The following is a 15,562-nucleotide window of genomic DNA, read 5'->3' as shown; positions in this document are numbered from 1 at the left end:
GCTCACTCGTCGTCGGTGTGGCGTTCGCGGTGGAACGAGCCGGTGCCGCCTTCGGATTCGATCGCGGTGATCGCCCGTTCGGCGCTCGCTTCGAGCTGTGACTCGGCTGTCTTGTAGTTCGGCGCCGTGACCTGGATGCGGTACTCCGGAGCGCCGACGTAGGTGACGTCCAGGTCGACTTCGTCGGGAACGTCGCCGTTGCCTGCACCCGCTTCGAGTGCCGTTCTGACGCCGTCGACTCCGGACGCGGTCGGGTTTTCTAAGTCCACGTACCCGGTTACGTTCACGTAGGGGACCGAGACGTTCTCGCGGGCGGCGTCGACGATGGCGTCGACCTCGTCGTCGCCGAGATCGGTGTCGGAGAGCGCGTCTGCGCCGTGGATAGCCGACTCTTCGAACGCGTCGTAGAGGGTTCCGTGGACGGCCAGGAGTTCGTTCGCGATGGTCGTGTAGGTCTCGGTTTCGACCTCGTCGCCGAACGCGAGCTCCATCCAGTTGTCGGCCTTCTGTTCGTTCTTCCACTCCTGGATCTTCTCGGATCGCTGGTGGTCGTTGACGTCCTTGATCGAGAGGTCGATCTGCTGGGCGGATTCGTCGACATCGAGTACTTTACAGACAGTGATCTGGCCCTCGCGAACGTGATCTCTCACGTTCTTGATCCAGCCGCTCGCGACCTCGGAGATGTGTGCGAGACCGCGTTTGTCCTCGTACTCCTCGAGGTCGACGAAGACACCGAAGTCTTCGATCTCGTCGATCTTGCCGACGACGAGTTCTCCGGGATCAGGCCAGCCGCTGTACTTCATCGTGACTCGACGGTTTCTACGATCTCGTGTTCGATCGAGGCGTTGCCACCGGTCGGTCGCGCGAGGGTCGTTCCGCAGACGGCACAGGAGACGGTCGTCGAGGCCTTCCCGAAGACGACCTGTTCGTTCTCACAGTCGGCACACTGAACGCGGTAGAAGGTTCCTGCCATCGATATCACTCCTGGAATTCGAGTCGGCCGGCTCGCCATCCCTCGCGGAGGTGGGCCTTGCCGCACTCGCTGCAGCGGTACTTGAGGTCGGTCTTCTTCGTCGGTTTGTTCCCGGACGGCACTTTCGAGAACTTCCCGGAGTTACCGATCGACGAGGTCTGTCGGCGACGCTGTCGGTCGGCGACCTTCTTCATCCCCGTCGAGCGGCCGGTCCGGACCTTCTCGACTTCGTGCTCGTGGTGTTCGTTGCAGTGCGGGCAATAGGTGTTGAATCGGCGTGGCATCTGCATGACTATCTCACTTACCCCGAGTTGGACACCGCCGCTTAAAACCCGTTTGGTTCGCCACGCACCGATTGGACGTGGCTCCTGCGATTTCCCCGCACCTTCCTGGTATCGCCGCACAGCCCGCACTCCGAAGCGCTTACGGTACGGCGCTACGAGAATTTGCGCATGAAGCAACTCATCATCCACGGCGATCCCGGGATCAGGAAGGACGCCGTGATCACCGTCGACGGTGAGGAGTTCGTCTGTTTCGGGATCAACCGAATGGGTGAGTGGCACGGTCCGGACCGCGTCCAGCTGTGGTGCACCGTCGGCTCTGAGGACGAACGGGACGCCTACGACCGCCGCTCCTACATCCCACACTTTCTCGACGTCGAACACTACGACGAATCGGACGTGGCGGTCGTCGCCTCCGCCGCGTAGTTTCTCTCGTTTGGCGTACTCACCGGGCACTGGCCTCGGGTCCACCGCGGTAGCGTCTCGATCACGTCGCTCCGTCTCGGCTCATCGCGAACTCGACACGCTCACGGTACAAACCCACACACGGCACGGGAATCACAACCCTTAACTACCGTTCTCGGGTACGATGAGACAGCGGGATGGGATAGCCAGGAGATTCCGGCGGGCTCATAACCCGCAGATCGGTAGTTCAAATCTACCTCCCGCTATACTTCTGCCACGAGCAAACTCGCGAGTGGCTGGTATAGCACGAGTAGTTCGAACGAGACCGAGGTTCTGTAAGTGAAGCGAGCAGGTTCTCGGGGGGTTGTTCAAATCTCCCTCCCGTTATGATTTGTCGCGAGTAATTCGCGAGCGTCGACGATTCGGTGTCGTCCGAGGGATACAGTGGGATTCGACGACGTCGAGTCGACGCTCGTGCGGAGGTTCGATCACACCCAGGTCGATACCCGGTTGTGTCGGAGTGACGGGTGCGAAACCACGTCATATTTTACTGCCGCGTGCGTACCGTGATCCGATGGACGAGTCTGTGACGTCGACGATTCGATCCGGTCTATCGTCGCTCAAGAACCCCGAATACACCGGTACGAACCGCTGTCCGCCGTGTACGGGCGTTAACGTAGCGATCGGCGCGGTTTTGGGCCTCGCGCTGGCGCTGGTACACCCGGCGCTCGGCGCGGTCGCGTTCGGTCTCTCGCTCGTGGTCATCTACGTCCGTGGATACCTCGTCCCGGGAACGCCCACGCTGACCAAGCGGTATCTACCGGACACCGTCCTCGCACGCTTCGAGCACGAACCGCCGATGGTGACGGACGGCGGGGGCGGGAATCCGCTGGACGAGGCGATCAGAAAGATCCAGTACCGGGAAGAACACAGCGTCGACGGCGAGACGTACCTGAAAGACGCCGGTGTCGTCGAGGTCAGTGGCGACGGACGGACGCTTTCGTCCGACTTCAGGGCGCAGGCTGAAGAACGTGCGGCGTCGTTCGACGGTGTCGTCGACGTAGAGTTCGTCGCGGAGATGTTCGACGTGACGCCAGACGAGGTGTCGGTCCCTGATCGAGACTACCCCGCGATCGAGACTCGCCGACGGATTCGTCGGTGGCCCTCGGAGCCGGCGTTCGTCGTCGACGTCGCGGCACACGACGTCCTTCGCGACCGTCGTGACGACTGGTCGGACGTTCCCGTCGAACAGCGCGTCAGGCTACTCAGATCGATTCGATCGCTCTGGGAGACCTGTCCCACGTGCGGTGGCGAGGTGTCGTTCGACGAAGAGACGGTCACGTCGTGTTGCCGTGAGTTTCAGGTCGTCACCTATCGCTGTGGGTCGTGTGACGCACACTTCGTCGAACTCGATCCCGACGACGTCGACGCCGGAACGGCGAAGAAGGGATTTATTCCGTAGCGACGGTTCGACGCCCGTCGACGGTCACGATTGCGGTGTGATTTCTACGACCGTCTCGCTCGTGTGCTGGTCGCGTTCCGATCCGGGAAGGTTCACTCGTACTCGGATCGTGTAGGTTCCCGGCGCTGCGCGCTCCCACTCCGATTTCGACACCTGGAAGCGCTGGAGCCAGCGTTTGTCGAATCGCTTCCGTTCGTCGCCCGAGAACACGTGCCGGCTCGCGTCAGCCGGCGGATCGGCCGTTTCGTCAGCGGCCCCGTTTGGCCGGTCGGGTAACTCCCACGTCCACAGGAGAGGCGTCGGCGTTTCGATTGAGACGCCGAACGGCAGCCGGTTGTACACCGTGACGTGGAACGGGATGGGTTCGTTCTCGTCGTAGACCGCCTTGGGCGTCGATACGTCGATCGCAATGGCGCGCTCGCTGATCGCGTCAGGGACGAGCGTTCCGAGGAGACCGGTGTCGTCTCCGTCGGGCACGCTCGGTCCTTTGTTGCCGTCGGAGCGCTCGTTGGGAGTGAACGGGCCCGTCTCGCGCTGGAGCGCGTTCGATTCGTAGATGCGACGCATCTCGTTAGTGAGGAGAGAGCCAGCGGACAAAACCGTTGTGATGGGCCGTGCAGGCCCGGTATGGTGGATCGATCAGTCGTCTGCGACCGCGTCCCCGGTCGTCGAGGTGGCGGGGGTGATATCGTCGTCGTACAGGTGACAGGAGATCTTGTGCGTGGTGCCGGTGGACAGCAGTTCGGGATTCCGTTGTTCGCACGGCGATTGATAGCCGTTCGCGACCAGTGCCCGTGCATCGTCGAAGTTCTCTTCGGCCAGTCGGTCGATGGCTTGTGAGAAGATCTGTTCTGCTTGTAGATCCGACAGTTGCATCGGCAGATCGAACTCCCGTCTGATCAGTTCGTCGAGCGTGTCCCGGGCGACCGTATTGAGGTCGACCTGGTCGTCCGCATCCACGGTCTCCGTGACGGATTCGAGGTCGTCGCTCGCGTGCAATCGCTGTTTGAAGTCCATCAGGTGTCGCCACTCCTCCTGTGGCATGTCGTACTCCTCGGGCTGGATCACCCGTGGACAGCGGGTGTGGAACCGACAGCCCGACGGCGGATCGATCGGCGAGGGAACCGTCCCGGAGAGGTATATCTGTTCGCCGTCCCACAGCGGATCCGGTTCCGGGATCGCAGACAGCAGGGCTTCCGCGTACGGGTGGTAGGGCGGTTCGAACACCTCGTCGGTCGTGCCTGTCTCGGCAATCTCGCCGAGGTACATCACAGCGATGCGGTCCGAGATGTGTTCGACGACGCTCAGGTCGTGGGCGATGAAGATGTACGAGAGGCCGAACTCCTCCTGTAGGTCTTCGAGAAGGTTCAAGATCTGCGCCTGGACGCTGACGTCGAGCGCGCTTACCGGCTCGTCGCAGATGATCACCTCCGGATCGACAGCGAGCGCCCGGGCGATGCCGATACGTTGGCGCTGTCCCCCGGAGAACTCGTGTGGATACCGGTGACTGTGACTCGCGTTCAGGCCGACGGTTTCGAGGAGCTCGTAGATCCGCTCGTCGCGCTCTTGCCCCTCGGCGATGCCGTGGATGTCGAGCGGTTCGCCGATGATGTCGCCGACCGTCATCCGTGGGTTCAGGCTCGAGAACGGGTCCTGGAAGATGTACTGGATGTCAGTCCGCACGTCGCGGAGGTCGCTCGAGGACAGCTCGGTCAAATCCTGGCCCTTGTAGTACACCGAGCCGTCGGTCGGTTCGATGAGCCGCAGCATCGTTCGGCCGAGTGTCGTCTTTCCACAGCCGCTCTCGCCGACGACGCCGAGCGTTTCTCCCTCGTAGAGTTCTATGTCGACGTCGTCGACAGCTTTGACCTTGCTCGATCGACCGAGCATACTGTCCATGAAGCCGCTCGCCGTGTCGTAGTACTTCTTGAGCCCGCGGGCTTCGAGGATGGGCTCGCCGGTGGTGTCACTCATTGGTTGTCACCCGTGATTTGACTGGTAGGCGCGTTCGATTTCGGATCTTCGTCGACACGCACCGTGTAGTCGAGTTCGCCGGTCAGGTCACCGGAGTACGCCAGGCAGGCGGCTGCGTGGTCCGTCTCTACGTCTGACGCGGGTTTGCCCGACGCTGTGTCGAGTAAGTCGGGTTCGCGTAACGTGCAGGCTTCCTCCGCGAAGGGACAGCGCGGGTGGAAGCTACAGCCCGGTGGCAGTTCGACCAGGTCTGGCATGGTGCCCGGGATCGTCTGGAGGCGGTCCGCGGATTCGCCGATCCGCGGGATGGAACTCATCAGGCCGACCGTGTAGGGGTGTTTGGGGTCGTAGAACAGGTCCTCGACGGGTGCCTTCTCGACTGGTTTCCCGCCGTACATGACCATGACCCGGTCACAGACCTCTGCGATGACGCCGAGGTCGTGCGTGATGAGCTGGATCGCCGTGTCGAACTCTTCGGCGAGTGACTCGATCTCTTCTAAGATCTTCGCTTCGATCGTCACGTCGAGCGCGGTGGTCGGTTCGTCACAGATGAGCAGGTCGGGGCCACACGAGAGCGCCATGGCGATGATCGCGCGCTGTTGCATGCCGCCGGAGAACTCGTGTGGGTAGTCACTGTAGCGCTTTCTGGCCTCCGGGATTCCGACTTTCGCGAGGAGGTCGATCGTCTCCTCTTTGGCCTCTGACTTGCCGTAGCCGAGGTGGTGTCGCATGGCTTCGGCGATCTGTTCGCCGACGGTGTAGACCGGGTTCAGAGCCGTCTGGGCGTCCTGAAAGATCATCGCAATCTCGTTGCCCCGGATAGAGCGCACCTCGTCTTCGGACATCGACAGGATGTCCTGGCCCTTGAAGCGGATCTCGCCGCTCTCGATGTGACCCGGACGTTCGATGAGGCGCATGAGCGAGAGAGCGGTGACGCTCTTTCCCGCCCCGCTCTCGCCCACTACGCCGAACTTCTCCCCGCGTTCGATGGTGTAGGACAGGTTGTCGACGGCGTTGACGGTACCGTCCTGCGTGTAGAAGTTGACGGTCAGGTCCTCGACTTCGAGCAGCGCCATTATTCCTCACCTCCCTTGCCGACGCCGGTCTGCTGGGCGTCGAGCGCGTCGTTGATCCCGTCACCGATCATGTTCATCGACATGACGAACAGGAAGATGGCCGTTCCCGGGAAGACGGTCGCCCACCACTTGGGTGAGGTATCGAGCTGGATCAGTGAACTACGGGCGCCGTTGAGCATCGTCCCCCACTCCGCACTTCCCGGGGGCATGCCGAGTCCGAGGAACCCGAGCGCCGCGACGCCGATCACGACGGTCCCGATCCGGAGGGAAGCGACCACCAGCAGTGGTGCCATCGTGTTGGGCGCGATGTGTCTTAAGACGACGCCCCTGTCGCGCGCACCGAGTGCCTTTGCCGCCATCACGTACTCGTGTTCTTTGACCTTCAGCACCTCGCCGCGCACCAGTCGTCCGTATCCCGCCCAGCCGAACAGAGAGAACGCGATGATGAGTTGCGTGTAACCCCGGCCGAGCATGGAGACGATGATGAGCGCCAGCACGAGCCCCGGGAAGGCGTAGATAATGTCGACGATGCGCATCATGATCTCGTCGACCCAGCCGCCGTAGTAGCCCGAGACGGCGCCGTAGATCAGCCCGACACCGGCTGTCAGGGCGACGACGATAAATCCGATCGAGAGGCTGTACCGGCCGCCGTAGAGCAGACGCGAGAAGATATCGCGTCCGTCGCCGTCGAGCCCCATCGGTGCCTTCATACTCGGCGGCTGGTAGTCGCCGGTGAATCCCTCCCCCGGGTGTGCGAAGTAGAGCAGTTCGCCTGGCGGGTGTGGTGCGAGTGCGATCGGCTGAACGGTGAGCCCGAAGACCTCGATCGGTCGGGCGAAGATGGCGAGGAAGGTCAGGAATCCCACGACGGCCAGGCCGAGCAGGGCACTCCGGTTTCGTTTGAACCGCTGCCACGCCCGGGCCCAGCGACTTTGCGTGGCTCGGCCAGCCTCCTCCGTCCAGCCAGAGAGGCTCTCTCGCTGTTCCACTCGTTTCGGGTCGAACCCGGAAATTTCGATGCGGCCACGTCCGGCTAATACGTTCTTATCAGTCATATCGGATCCTCGGGTCGAGAGCCGCGTACAGTATGTCCGCTACCAGATTCGCGAGGATGATGAACACCCCCGTAAAGAGGGTGATCGCCATGATGAGGTTGTATTCGGCGTTCCGGATGGCCTGGATGAACTCGTTCCCGAGTCCCGGCCAGGCGAACACCTGTTCGACGACGACGGAGCCTGCCACGATGGCAGCGGTCAGCGACGCTGCCAGCGTGACGACGGAGATGAGCGAGTTCCGTAGCACGTGTTTGAGGACGACCGTTCGCTCGGGGAGTCCCTTCGCCCTCGCGGCGGTCACGTACTCCTTGTTCATCTCCTCGGCCATGGACGTCCGCATCACCCGCATGATGGACGACGCGGACGCGGTTCCGATCGTCAGGCCCGGGAGCACCAGGTACCACAGCATCCCCGTAGAGAGGAGCGGGTCTCGCTTGGGTGCCGTGACCGGCCACAGGCCGAGCGTGAGCGACCCGATGAGGATGAGCATCAGCCCCAGCCAGAAGTTCGGAATGGAGATGCCCGACAGGGCGACGAATCGACTTACCGTGTCGCCGAACTGGTCCTTGTTGACGGCCGCGTAGATCCCGGTCGGGATCGCGATGACGAGGCCGAACACCCAGCCGAAGAGTCCGAGCAGGAGCGTTTCGGGCAGCCGTGCGTAGATGACGTCTCCGACGTCACGCCCGGAGCGGTACACGTCGCCGAAGTCACCGGTGAGCACCCCGGTCATCCAGTTCAGGTACTGTTCCCAGATCGGAACGTCGAATCCGAACTCTCGCCGTAACTGTGCCTTCTCTGCCGGACCGGCGTCCGGGTTGAGGGCGAGAATCTGTTGGACCGGGTCGCCCGGGGTCAGGTGGACCAGGCCGAACGTGATTATCGACACCCCGAAGAGGATTGGAATGATCGCCAGTAGTCTCTTTACGATAAACCGTCTGAGGCTCATGCTATTCTAAACCGTGGTTGCTGCCCACGTACCTAAAAGGCGTCGGTCCGCAATTTTCGCGCGATTCTAGACGTTCGACGTGAAGTCACTGTCCTCGATGAACTCCTCGAGGAGTGACGCCGCCTCGTCCGGTTTGAACTCGTTCGTCGGCTTGACTTCGGATTCGAGCGCGCCGTAGTCGGCCGTGCCAGCACCGCGCGCGAGTTCGGGGATACTGGTCCAGGCCGGCGATCCCCAGCCGTTCAGGATGTTGTCGACGATCCGCTGTCGTGGGACGAGGTAGTTGATCGCCTTGCGGACCCGGTCGTCGTCGAACGGTTCGACGGCGATCGGGTACTGGACGTACTCGTAGCCACCGGCGGCGACACTGTCCACGATGAAGTCGTCGCTCTCGACGAAGCTGTCCAGGGCCGACGCGTTGAGTCCGAACGTGACGTCGAGCTCCGCGTTCTGGAGGGCACCCTGTCGGGTACTGGCGTCCGAGATAATTTCGTTGTAGACCGTATCGACGACGGGTCCGTTCGGGAATTCCGAGGGGCCGTCGAACCAGTCCTTGTTCTGGATGCCCTTGTCGTGCATCCAGTAGTCGTCGAACCGCTCGACGGTGAAGTAGTTCCCGTCGTCGATCTCGCCGAACTCGTACGGACCGGTGCCGACCGGATCGACGCTCTGACGCGGGTCGACCGCACTGGCCTCCGACTCGGCGACCTCCTTGGGCATGACGGCCGTGGTACCCGTGAGCAGGCGCTCCGCTTCCGCGTCCGGAATTTGCGCGTAGAAGTCGACGGTGTAGTCGTCGACCGCCTCCGCGTGGAGGACGGAGTCGAACGTCTGGGCGGAGATCTGCGAGTTTTCGACGCGCTTGAGCGAGGCGACGACGTCCTCGGCGGTCATCTCCTCGCCGTTGTGGAACGTGACGCCCTGCTCCAGCGCGTACCGGAAGTGCATACCGTAGGTACCGTCGGCGACGGCGTCGGCGGCTTCCGTGGGCGTGAGGATGCGGACCGAGTCCTGACTCGAGGGATCGTCCTCCGGGTGCTGGACGATGATCTGCGCGTCCGTATCAGGGGCCCCATCCTCGGTGGTCGACACTTCGGTCATGTACGGCTCGTACGCCGTCACGTCGATGTCCTGGACGTCTTCGATGGTGTAGTCCTCCGCGAGCCACGGGTAGACGTTCCCCTGCGAGTCCGACGTCGTCAGGTACTCGAAGATGTAATTCTGTCCGATGCTCGACGTCGTGTCCGTACTGTACGGCGGGTCGAACGACGACGGGTTGGCGCCGAGCCCGATGCTCAGTTCGCCGCCTTCGCTGATCTCCGACAGCGACGTCTCGCCGTCCGTACTCGCCGCGTTCTCGCGGTCGATCCACGCGACCTGCTCGTCTGCCGGTTCGTAGAGCGCGTGGCTCATCAGGGTCTGCTGGAACGGGTACGAGACGAAGTTGTGGACGTCCGTCGTCGTGATGACGTTCTGGACGTCGAAGTGGGTGATCGAACTGTACTTGTAGTCGGCGAGCGCGTTCCAGACCTCGTCGTAGCGCTCGCCACGAAGCTCGTTGTCCTGGGAGACCTCGACGCCATACCGGGCGGACTCGATCATCCCGTCCAGTTCCTCGTTGCCGACACCGGTCAGGTTACAGCACTGTCCGACGTTGTCCGTGTGGTGGAGTGCGTTACAGAAACTGCCTGGGTTGAAGGTCCCGGCCAGTCCGATGCAGGGAACGACGCCCATGGTCGGGTAGTCGGAGCCCATGACGCGGCTCACGTAGGTCGTCCACTCGAACGTCTCGATGGTCGTGTTGAAGTATCCCGACTCTTCCAGGGAGGCCGCGATGAGTTCGACCATCTGGACGCGGTCGTCGTTGTCCGCGTTCACTTCGAGCGTGATGTCCATCGGGAAGTCGGCGTCGTCCGATCCGTCGCCATCGTCGAGACAGCCGGCGAGCGTGATCGCACCACCTGCACCGACGGTCTTCAGTACCGTTCGTCGGTCAACGTCCGTCGCTGATTTTGCCTGGTCTAGCACCATTGCGTGACAACAGTGTTCTTACCCCATATATAAGTATTGTTTCTGAGTGAAGCGGGTTTGCATACGGCACGCTTCTGGCCCCTATATTATTTTTGATTGGTCATTTACACGGGCGTATTGAGAACAAACGTCCGGAATTACATCAGTTTGTTACGCTGGCGTCGTTTGCCCAGTGGTGTATAATTGTCTCCATGAAAATTTCAAAATACAGAACATTGGATAAATAACTCTCACTCGAGATCGGTCGAGGTCTATCTCTCGTTCGACAGCCCCTGTCCCCGAACGATCCCCCGCTATCGGTTCGTCCGTCGACGGGAGACAGACCGGACGGGCTACCGCGTTCCGGTGTCGACACGCGGATCGAGCGCGGTGTATCCGATGTCCTGGAGGATGTTACCGACGATCCCGACGGCGACGATCACGAGCGTACTCCCGAGGACGATCGGCAAGTCGCGCCCTTCGATCGCGGTGAAGAACGTGTACCCGAAGCCCTGGATACCGAACACGATCTCGATGACGAATACCGTGAGTACGAGGAGCGCCAGCGCTTCGACGAAGACCATCGAGACGAACGGGATCGCCGCGTTTCGGACGATGTGGCGGGCTATCGTGATCGGACCGGCACCCTTGGTCCGGACGAGTTTGACGAACTCCGCGGACGCGTACTCGCGTGAGTGCGCACGTGCATAACTCACGTACCCACCGAGTAACGTCGACGTCGTCAGAACGATCGGGAGGATCGAGTCGAAGACGACAGGCGGTGCCTCGAACAGCTGTCCGTCGAGGGAGTAGAGCATGGCCGCGAGCCAGAAGTTCGGCACTGCGAATCCGAGGTAGGCGGTCGTGACGCTCAGGCCCGCGAGTTTGCTGTTCGGGCGCAGCGCCGCGTACAGCCCGACACCGATGCCGATCACGATGGCGAGAGCGAGTCCCGGTACGACGTACGCCGCAGTTCGCCAGAGCCCCTCCCGGACGATCGCGAGCGCCGGTTCTCCGCTCTGGATCGACTGTCCCCAGTCGAAGGTGAGCATTCTCCCCATCCAGTCGACGTACCGTTCGAAGAGTGGATCGTCGAGGCCTCGCCTGGCCATGTACGCGTTCGTTCGTTCTCGTATCTCCTCTTTGCTCGCGCCGCCCCACCGCATCTGTCCCTCTATACCGGCGAGTACCCAGTCGTCTGTCAAATTGAACGCGGCGAAGACGGTCGTCAGAACCGTCCAGGCGGCCACGAATCCCAGCACGATACGTTTCGCGAACAGGCGAACGAGGCTCATGGGTTCCAGTCTACAGTCGTCCCTTCACGACCCGTTGTACGGGTGCGTTGGTCTCGTTCGTCTGCAGGCAGGCGCGGTCGGCTGATTCGGTTCGCGTGCGCTCTGCGTGTGGCGAGTCTGCCTCGGTTGGCGATACCTGCTGGCAGGCGTGCTGCCCGTGTCCTGGCTTCGATCGAGGAGGGCATCGTTGATTGGTGTCTGTTACCACGTAAAAAAGTTATCGAAAGCAGACACGTCGGGCGGTGCCTGTCACGGCCTACCATCCATCTACGATGCTTCGTGGGGCCACAAACGGTAATTACTATACTGTTGCCAGAATCGCGTAAGTGATCAGACACCTTTATATGCGGTTGCCAGTGAATCACACTCGCCCTTCATGAGTACGGACGACGCCCGATCGAACTTCGAAGCGGTCGACTGGAGCGAGGTGGAGCACTCGCGGACGCTGCTCACACCGGAACGGCTCACGTTTACTGTTGGCATCGCCGTCGTTTTCGCACTGTACGTCTACGATTCGTACACCGGCGTATTTTTCGTCGGTCGGTGGGAGATCGATACACTCGACTGGATCGTCTACGGGGGTGTCGTGGTGATCGCGTCCCTGTTCGGCGTCCCGATGCTTCGCCACCGGGATCAAACGGTTCGTCGCCTCAGACGGATCTGTTCGAAACCGGTCCACGCCGTGGGGGGCGGTCTCCTCTCGCTCGTCGTCCTTCTGGGGTTCGTCGGCCCTGCTATCTACGGGAGCCCGAGCGTCACGTTCGCGAATCAGTACAACCCGCCCTTCTGGGGAAAGAGTAAGATGGGGTGGGCGAACCAGTGTGCTGGTGAGGTGACGGTCGCGGCCGATGGCTTCACACGGTACTGTCAGGGGTCGATGGCGTATCCGCTCGGGACGAACCACCGCGGTCACTCGATCGATTACCTGATCACGGAGGGTGCGGCCGTCGCGGTGGAAGTGATCGTGTTTACGCTCGCGTTCATCGTTCCGGTCGCTGCGGTGGTCGGCATCGTCGCCGGCTTCCGCGGTGGCCGGATCGACGACCTCCTGATGAGTTACGTCGACGTCCAGTTGTGCATTCCGGCGATCGTCGCGTTCATCATGGGATACATGTACTGGAACACGTCGTTGCTCCTCCTGCTCGTCACGTTCGGACTGTTGAGCTGGGGTGGTATCGCCAGGATCGTCCGCAGTGAGACGCTTCAGCGGCGTGAGGATGGATACGTACTCGTCGCTCGAAGTCTCGGCGCGTCCGCCCCGTACATCGGCCGTCGTCACATCATTCCGAACATCACGAACACGCTCGTTCCGTCGGTGTTTCACCTCCTCGCCCTGTTCGTTCTGGTGGAGGCGGGCATCGCGTTCCTCGGGTTCCACCACATTCAGACGTACTCGTGGGGATCGATAATCCAGGAGGGAACGGCACTCTCCGTCAGCACCGGACAGGACTTCGTCCGCCCACCGACCACGACGTCGGACATCTGGTGGATTTCGACGTTCCCCATGATCGCACTGACCGCCACGCTGGCGTCGCTCAAGATCACCGGCGACGCTGTCCGAGACGCCCTCGACCCCCGACAAACGAACTGACCAATGTCATCGAACGCAGATTCCACGACGGTATCGACCCGGTCCACGGAGCCGCTCCTCTCGGTCGACGGACTTCGAACCCACATCGAAACGGATCGCGAACTGATCCGGGCCGTAGACGGCGTCACCTTCGACGTCCACCCCGGCGAAACGGTCTGTATCGTCGGCGAGTCCGGAAGTGGGAAGAGCGTCACCTGCGAATCGCTGACCGGGATCGTTCCCCAGCCGCCCGCAGACGTCGTCGACGGCCGGATCACGTTCGACGGTGAGCGGATCGACGGCGCGAGCGAACGCGACCTCAGATCGATTCGCGGCGACAAGATCGCCCACATCTTCCAGAACCCACAACAGGCCCTCGACCCGGTCTACACCGTCGGCGATCAGATCGTCGAGGCGATAACGATTCACGGACAGGCGTCGGGCGCAGCCGCCAGGGAACGGGCGATCTCCCTCCTCCGGAAGGTCGGCATCCCGCGAGCCGACGACCGGATCGACGAGTACCCCCACGAGTTCTCCGGCGGGATGCGCCAACGCGTGGCTATCGCCATCGCGCTCGCGGCCGACCCGGACCTGCTCATCGCCGACGAACCGACCACTGCAGTCGACGTCACGGTTCAGGCGAAGTTGATCGAACTCCTCCGTGAACTCACGGACGACGACACGGCCATACTGCTTATCACACACGATCTCCGGGTCGTCGCATCGCTCGCAGATCGCGTGCTCGTCATGTACGGCGGCACCATCGTCGAACGGGGCCCGGTGAGCTCGCTCTTCTCGACCCCGGCACACCCGTACACACAGGCACTCTTCGACAGCTACGACGGGCTCTCGAGACGCGACGACCGATCGGCCCGTGGCGATATCCCGCGGGACGGGTGTCGCTTCCGCGGAGAGTGTCCGTACGCCGAGCCCACGTGTGAGGGTGGCGATCAGCCCGACTTCTTCGGGATCGACGGCGATCCCGACCACACGGTCTCCTGCGTCCACTACGGGCCCGACGGCGATCCGACGCAGGTCCTCGATACCGCGAACGAAGTTCACTCCGTCTCGGAGGTGTCGCGATGAGCGACGCGAACGCCGACCCACCGCGCGAGAGACCGTCCGAAGACGGTGATCACACCTCGGCAGACTATGCCGAGGGGTCGCCGGTCTGGACAGATTCGGAGCCGCTCCTCCGTGTCCGCGGGCTGGAGACACACTATCCGATCACGCGCGGGTTCCTCCGCCGCGAGGTCGGTCGGGTCCGCGCCGTCGACGGTATCGACTTCGAGATCGGTCGCGGCGAAGTCCTCGGACTCGTCGGAGAATCGGGGAGCGGAAAGACGACGGCCGCCCACTCGATCCTCCGCCTCGAAGAGCCCACGGCCGGCGAGGTCGTCTTCGACGGCGAGTCGGTTACCGACCTCACGGGGGCCGACCTTCGGTCGTTCAGACGGAGAGCGCAGCTCGTGGTCCAGGACCCGAACGAGGCGTTCAACCCGCGTCTGACGGTTGGCGAGGCCGTCGCCGAACCGCTCTCACTCCACGGCATGTCGGACGAATCGCGCCGTCGCGCCATCGTCGCGGACGTCCTCGAACGCGTCGGCTTGTCCGCGGACGACGCCGATCGCTATCCACACGAGTTCTCCGGCGGCGAGAAACAGCGCATCTCGATCGCACGAGCGCTCGTCTGTAACCCGGATCTCATCGTCGCCGACGAACCGACGAGCGCCCTCGACGCGCGCGTTCAGTCCGACGTCCTCGCGTTGCTGGAGGACATTCGCCGCGAACACGACATCTCGATCCTCTTCATCAGTCACGACCTCGACGTCGTTCGGCTCTTCTGCGATCGGGTCGCCGTCATGTACCTGGGTGAGATCGTCGAACAGGGGGCGATCGACGACGTGCTCGACTCGCCAGCCCATCCGTACACGCGGGTGTTGATGAACTCGGTTCCGAGTCTCGACCCGACCGATCGGACGTTCGAGAGTCCCCTCACCGACTCGATCCCGGATCCGAGTGATCCGCCGTCGGGCTGTCGGTTCCACACTCGCTGTCCGGAACTCATTCCGCCGCCGGACCTGACCGTCTCCGGCGAGACCTGGCGACGGCTGGCGGCGTTTCGATTTACCGTCGAAACCGGCGAATTGCCGTCGGCCGTCGACCCGACGACCGGGACCGACGTCGGCGCGTCGGCCGTCAGAGCGGCCTTCGATCTGCCCGCGGAACTCGACGATCCGGACCTGGATCGTCACGTCCAATCGGCGGTCGATTCGCTCGCATCGGGTGACGTCGACGCGGCCACGCAGGAGCTCGCGACGGCCCTGCCGACGATCTGTGAACGGGCGGTTCCCGAACGGTCGACGCACCGAGGTCGACCGGTCTCGTGTCACCGATACGACGACGACCGGGACGCGGAGCCGATCCCCTGGCGCGGCGAGGGACTCTAGGCGTTCCTCCGGGTTGATGACTGTACCGTCGACGAGTGCGAGCCCGGCGGTTCGGGATTCCA

The 15,562-nt window shown here is 62.6% G+C and carries 15 protein-coding genes and 1 tRNA gene; 6 read left to right on the top strand and 10 right to left on the bottom strand.

The genetic code is table 11. The annotated features are described in order from the left end of the window. Positions 1–2: 2 nt before the first annotated feature. Genes NO366_RS16545 through NO366_RS16535 form a run of 3 tightly spaced genes read right to left on the bottom strand, consistent with a single transcriptional unit; the run spans position 3 to position 1,263 of the window. The gene (locus tag NO366_RS16545; RefSeq protein ID WP_256531887.1) at positions 3–803 is read right to left on the bottom strand and encodes a translation initiation factor IF-2 subunit alpha; all 801 of its coding nucleotides are present in this window, start codon (positions 801–803) and stop codon (positions 3–5) included. Continuing rightward, on the bottom strand, positions 800–973 hold the full coding sequence (locus NO366_RS16540; protein WP_256531886.1) for a 30S ribosomal protein S27e: 174 nt from the start codon (positions 971–973) through the stop codon (positions 800–802). The genes NO366_RS16545 and NO366_RS16540 overlap by 4 nt, the downstream gene beginning before the upstream one ends. A 5-nt stretch (positions 974–978) precedes the next feature. After that, positions 979–1,263, bottom strand: a complete 285-nt coding sequence (locus NO366_RS16535) for a 50S ribosomal protein L44e (protein ID WP_256531885.1) — start codon at positions 1,261–1,263, stop codon at positions 979–981. Between the two features lie 162 nt (positions 1,264–1,425). On the opposite strand from NO366_RS16535, the gene NO366_RS16530 reads away from it, so the two are divergent. The 3 genes from NO366_RS16530 (at position 1,426) to NO366_RS16520 (ending at position 3,121) form a co-directional block, all read left to right on the top strand. Beyond that, positions 1,426–1,680, top strand: coding sequence for an HAH_0734 family protein (locus tag NO366_RS16530; RefSeq protein WP_256531884.1), 255 nt, complete (start codon positions 1,426–1,428; stop codon positions 1,678–1,680). A gap of 170 nt (positions 1,681–1,850) precedes the next feature. After that, a tRNA-Met gene (locus NO366_RS16525) sits at positions 1,851–1,925 on the top strand. A 308-nt stretch (positions 1,926–2,233) separates the two neighbouring features. Continuing rightward, on the top strand, positions 2,234–3,121 hold the full coding sequence (locus NO366_RS16520; protein ID WP_256531883.1) for a DUF8054 domain-containing protein: 888 nt from the start codon (positions 2,234–2,236) through the stop codon (positions 3,119–3,121). 24 nt (positions 3,122–3,145) lie between these two features. Here the strand turns inward: NO366_RS16520 and NO366_RS16515 are convergent, their stop codons facing one another. From NO366_RS16515 to NO366_RS16485, 7 genes are all read right to left on the bottom strand, one after another. Continuing rightward, positions 3,146–3,688 (bottom strand): DUF7974 family protein, encoded by a 543-nt coding sequence (locus tag NO366_RS16515; protein WP_256531882.1) that lies wholly within the window; start codon positions 3,686–3,688, stop codon positions 3,146–3,148. Positions 3,689–3,760: 72 nt separating this feature from the next. Next, on the bottom strand, positions 3,761–5,095 hold the full coding sequence (locus NO366_RS16510) for an ABC transporter ATP-binding protein (RefSeq protein ID WP_256531881.1): 1,335 nt from the start codon (positions 5,093–5,095) through the stop codon (positions 3,761–3,763). Next, positions 5,092–6,171, bottom strand: coding sequence for an ABC transporter ATP-binding protein (locus NO366_RS16505; protein ID WP_256531880.1), 1,080 nt, complete (start codon positions 6,169–6,171; stop codon positions 5,092–5,094). Before NO366_RS16505 ends, NO366_RS16510 begins: the two co-directional genes overlap by 4 nt. After that, complete coding sequence (locus NO366_RS16500; RefSeq protein WP_256531879.1) at positions 6,171–7,226, bottom strand: ABC transporter permease; 1,056 nt, start codon at positions 7,224–7,226, stop codon at positions 6,171–6,173. The genes NO366_RS16505 and NO366_RS16500 overlap by 1 nt, the downstream gene beginning before the upstream one ends. Continuing rightward, positions 7,219–8,175: an ABC transporter permease gene (locus tag NO366_RS16495; RefSeq protein WP_256531878.1), complete on the bottom strand. Its 957-nt coding sequence runs from the start codon at positions 8,173–8,175 to the stop codon at positions 7,219–7,221. Before NO366_RS16495 ends, NO366_RS16500 begins: the two co-directional genes overlap by 8 nt. Positions 8,176–8,241: 66 nt before the next feature. Continuing rightward, a complete protein-coding gene (locus NO366_RS16490) occupies positions 8,242–10,206 on the bottom strand; it encodes an ABC transporter substrate-binding protein (protein ID WP_256531877.1) in 1,965 nt (654 codons plus the stop codon). A gap of 332 nt (positions 10,207–10,538) precedes the next feature. Beyond that, positions 10,539–11,480, bottom strand: a complete 942-nt coding sequence (locus tag NO366_RS16485; protein ID WP_256531876.1) for an ABC transporter permease — start codon at positions 11,478–11,480, stop codon at positions 10,539–10,541. Positions 11,481–11,856: 376 nt separating this feature from the next. On the opposite strand from NO366_RS16485, the gene NO366_RS16480 reads away from it, so the two are divergent. From NO366_RS16480 to NO366_RS16470, 3 genes are read left to right on the top strand one after another with little or no spacing between them, the layout of a single operon-like run. Next, positions 11,857–13,071 (top strand): ABC transporter permease, encoded by a 1,215-nt coding sequence (locus tag NO366_RS16480; protein ID WP_256531875.1) that lies wholly within the window; start codon positions 11,857–11,859, stop codon positions 13,069–13,071. Positions 13,072–13,074: 3 nt separating this feature from the next. Beyond that, on the top strand, positions 13,075–14,136 hold the full coding sequence (locus NO366_RS16475) for an ABC transporter ATP-binding protein (protein ID WP_256531874.1): 1,062 nt from the start codon (positions 13,075–13,077) through the stop codon (positions 14,134–14,136). Further along, complete coding sequence (locus tag NO366_RS16470; protein WP_256531873.1) at positions 14,133–15,500, top strand: ABC transporter ATP-binding protein; 1,368 nt, start codon at positions 14,133–14,135, stop codon at positions 15,498–15,500. Before NO366_RS16475 ends, NO366_RS16470 begins: the two co-directional genes overlap by 4 nt. The last annotated feature ends 62 nt before the right edge of the window (positions 15,501–15,562 follow it).

Origin of the sequence: Halovivax cerinus, from assembly GCF_024498195.1 — an archaeon.
In the GTDB taxonomy this organism is placed as follows: Archaea; Halobacteriota; Halobacteria; order Halobacteriales; family Natrialbaceae; genus Halovivax; species Halovivax cerinus.
Note: the sequence above shows the minus strand (reverse complement) of the source record. Positions and strands in the feature narration are given on the sequence as shown.

Bases quoted from the DNA above. Each gene is read 5' to 3' on its own strand.
- NO366_RS16545 (WP_256531887.1), bottom strand. From the start codon at position 803: ATGAAGTACAGCGGCTGGCCTGATCCCGGAGAACTCGTCGTCGGCAAG.
- NO366_RS16540 (WP_256531886.1), bottom strand. From the start codon at position 973: ATGGCAGGAACCTTCTACCGCGTTCAGTGTGCCGACTGTGAGAACGAA.
- NO366_RS16535 (WP_256531885.1), bottom strand. From the start codon at position 1,263: ATGCAGATGCCACGCCGATTCAACACCTATTGCCCGCACTGCAACGAA.
- NO366_RS16530 (WP_256531884.1), top strand. From the start codon at position 1,426: ATGAAGCAACTCATCATCCACGGCGATCCCGGGATCAGGAAGGACGCC.
- NO366_RS16520 (WP_256531883.1), top strand. From the start codon at position 2,234: ATGGACGAGTCTGTGACGTCGACGATTCGATCCGGTCTATCGTCGCTC.
- NO366_RS16515 (WP_256531882.1), bottom strand. From the start codon at position 3,688: ATGCGTCGCATCTACGAATCGAACGCGCTCCAGCGCGAGACGGGCCCG.
- NO366_RS16510 (WP_256531881.1), bottom strand. From the start codon at position 5,095: ATGAGTGACACCACCGGCGAGCCCATCCTCGAAGCCCGCGGGCTCAAG.
- NO366_RS16505 (WP_256531880.1), bottom strand. From the start codon at position 6,171: ATGGCGCTGCTCGAAGTCGAGGACCTGACCGTCAACTTCTACACGCAG.
- NO366_RS16500 (WP_256531879.1), bottom strand. From the start codon at position 7,226: ATGACTGATAAGAACGTATTAGCCGGACGTGGCCGCATCGAAATTTCC.
- NO366_RS16495 (WP_256531878.1), bottom strand. From the start codon at position 8,175: ATGAGCCTCAGACGGTTTATCGTAAAGAGACTACTGGCGATCATTCCA.
- NO366_RS16490 (WP_256531877.1), bottom strand. From the start codon at position 10,206: ATGGTGCTAGACCAGGCAAAATCAGCGACGGACGTTGACCGACGAACG.
- NO366_RS16485 (WP_256531876.1), bottom strand. From the start codon at position 11,480: ATGAGCCTCGTTCGCCTGTTCGCGAAACGTATCGTGCTGGGATTCGTG.
- NO366_RS16480 (WP_256531875.1), top strand. From the start codon at position 11,857: ATGAGTACGGACGACGCCCGATCGAACTTCGAAGCGGTCGACTGGAGC.
- NO366_RS16475 (WP_256531874.1), top strand. From the start codon at position 13,075: ATGTCATCGAACGCAGATTCCACGACGGTATCGACCCGGTCCACGGAG.
- NO366_RS16470 (WP_256531873.1), top strand. From the start codon at position 14,133: ATGAGCGACGCGAACGCCGACCCACCGCGCGAGAGACCGTCCGAAGAC.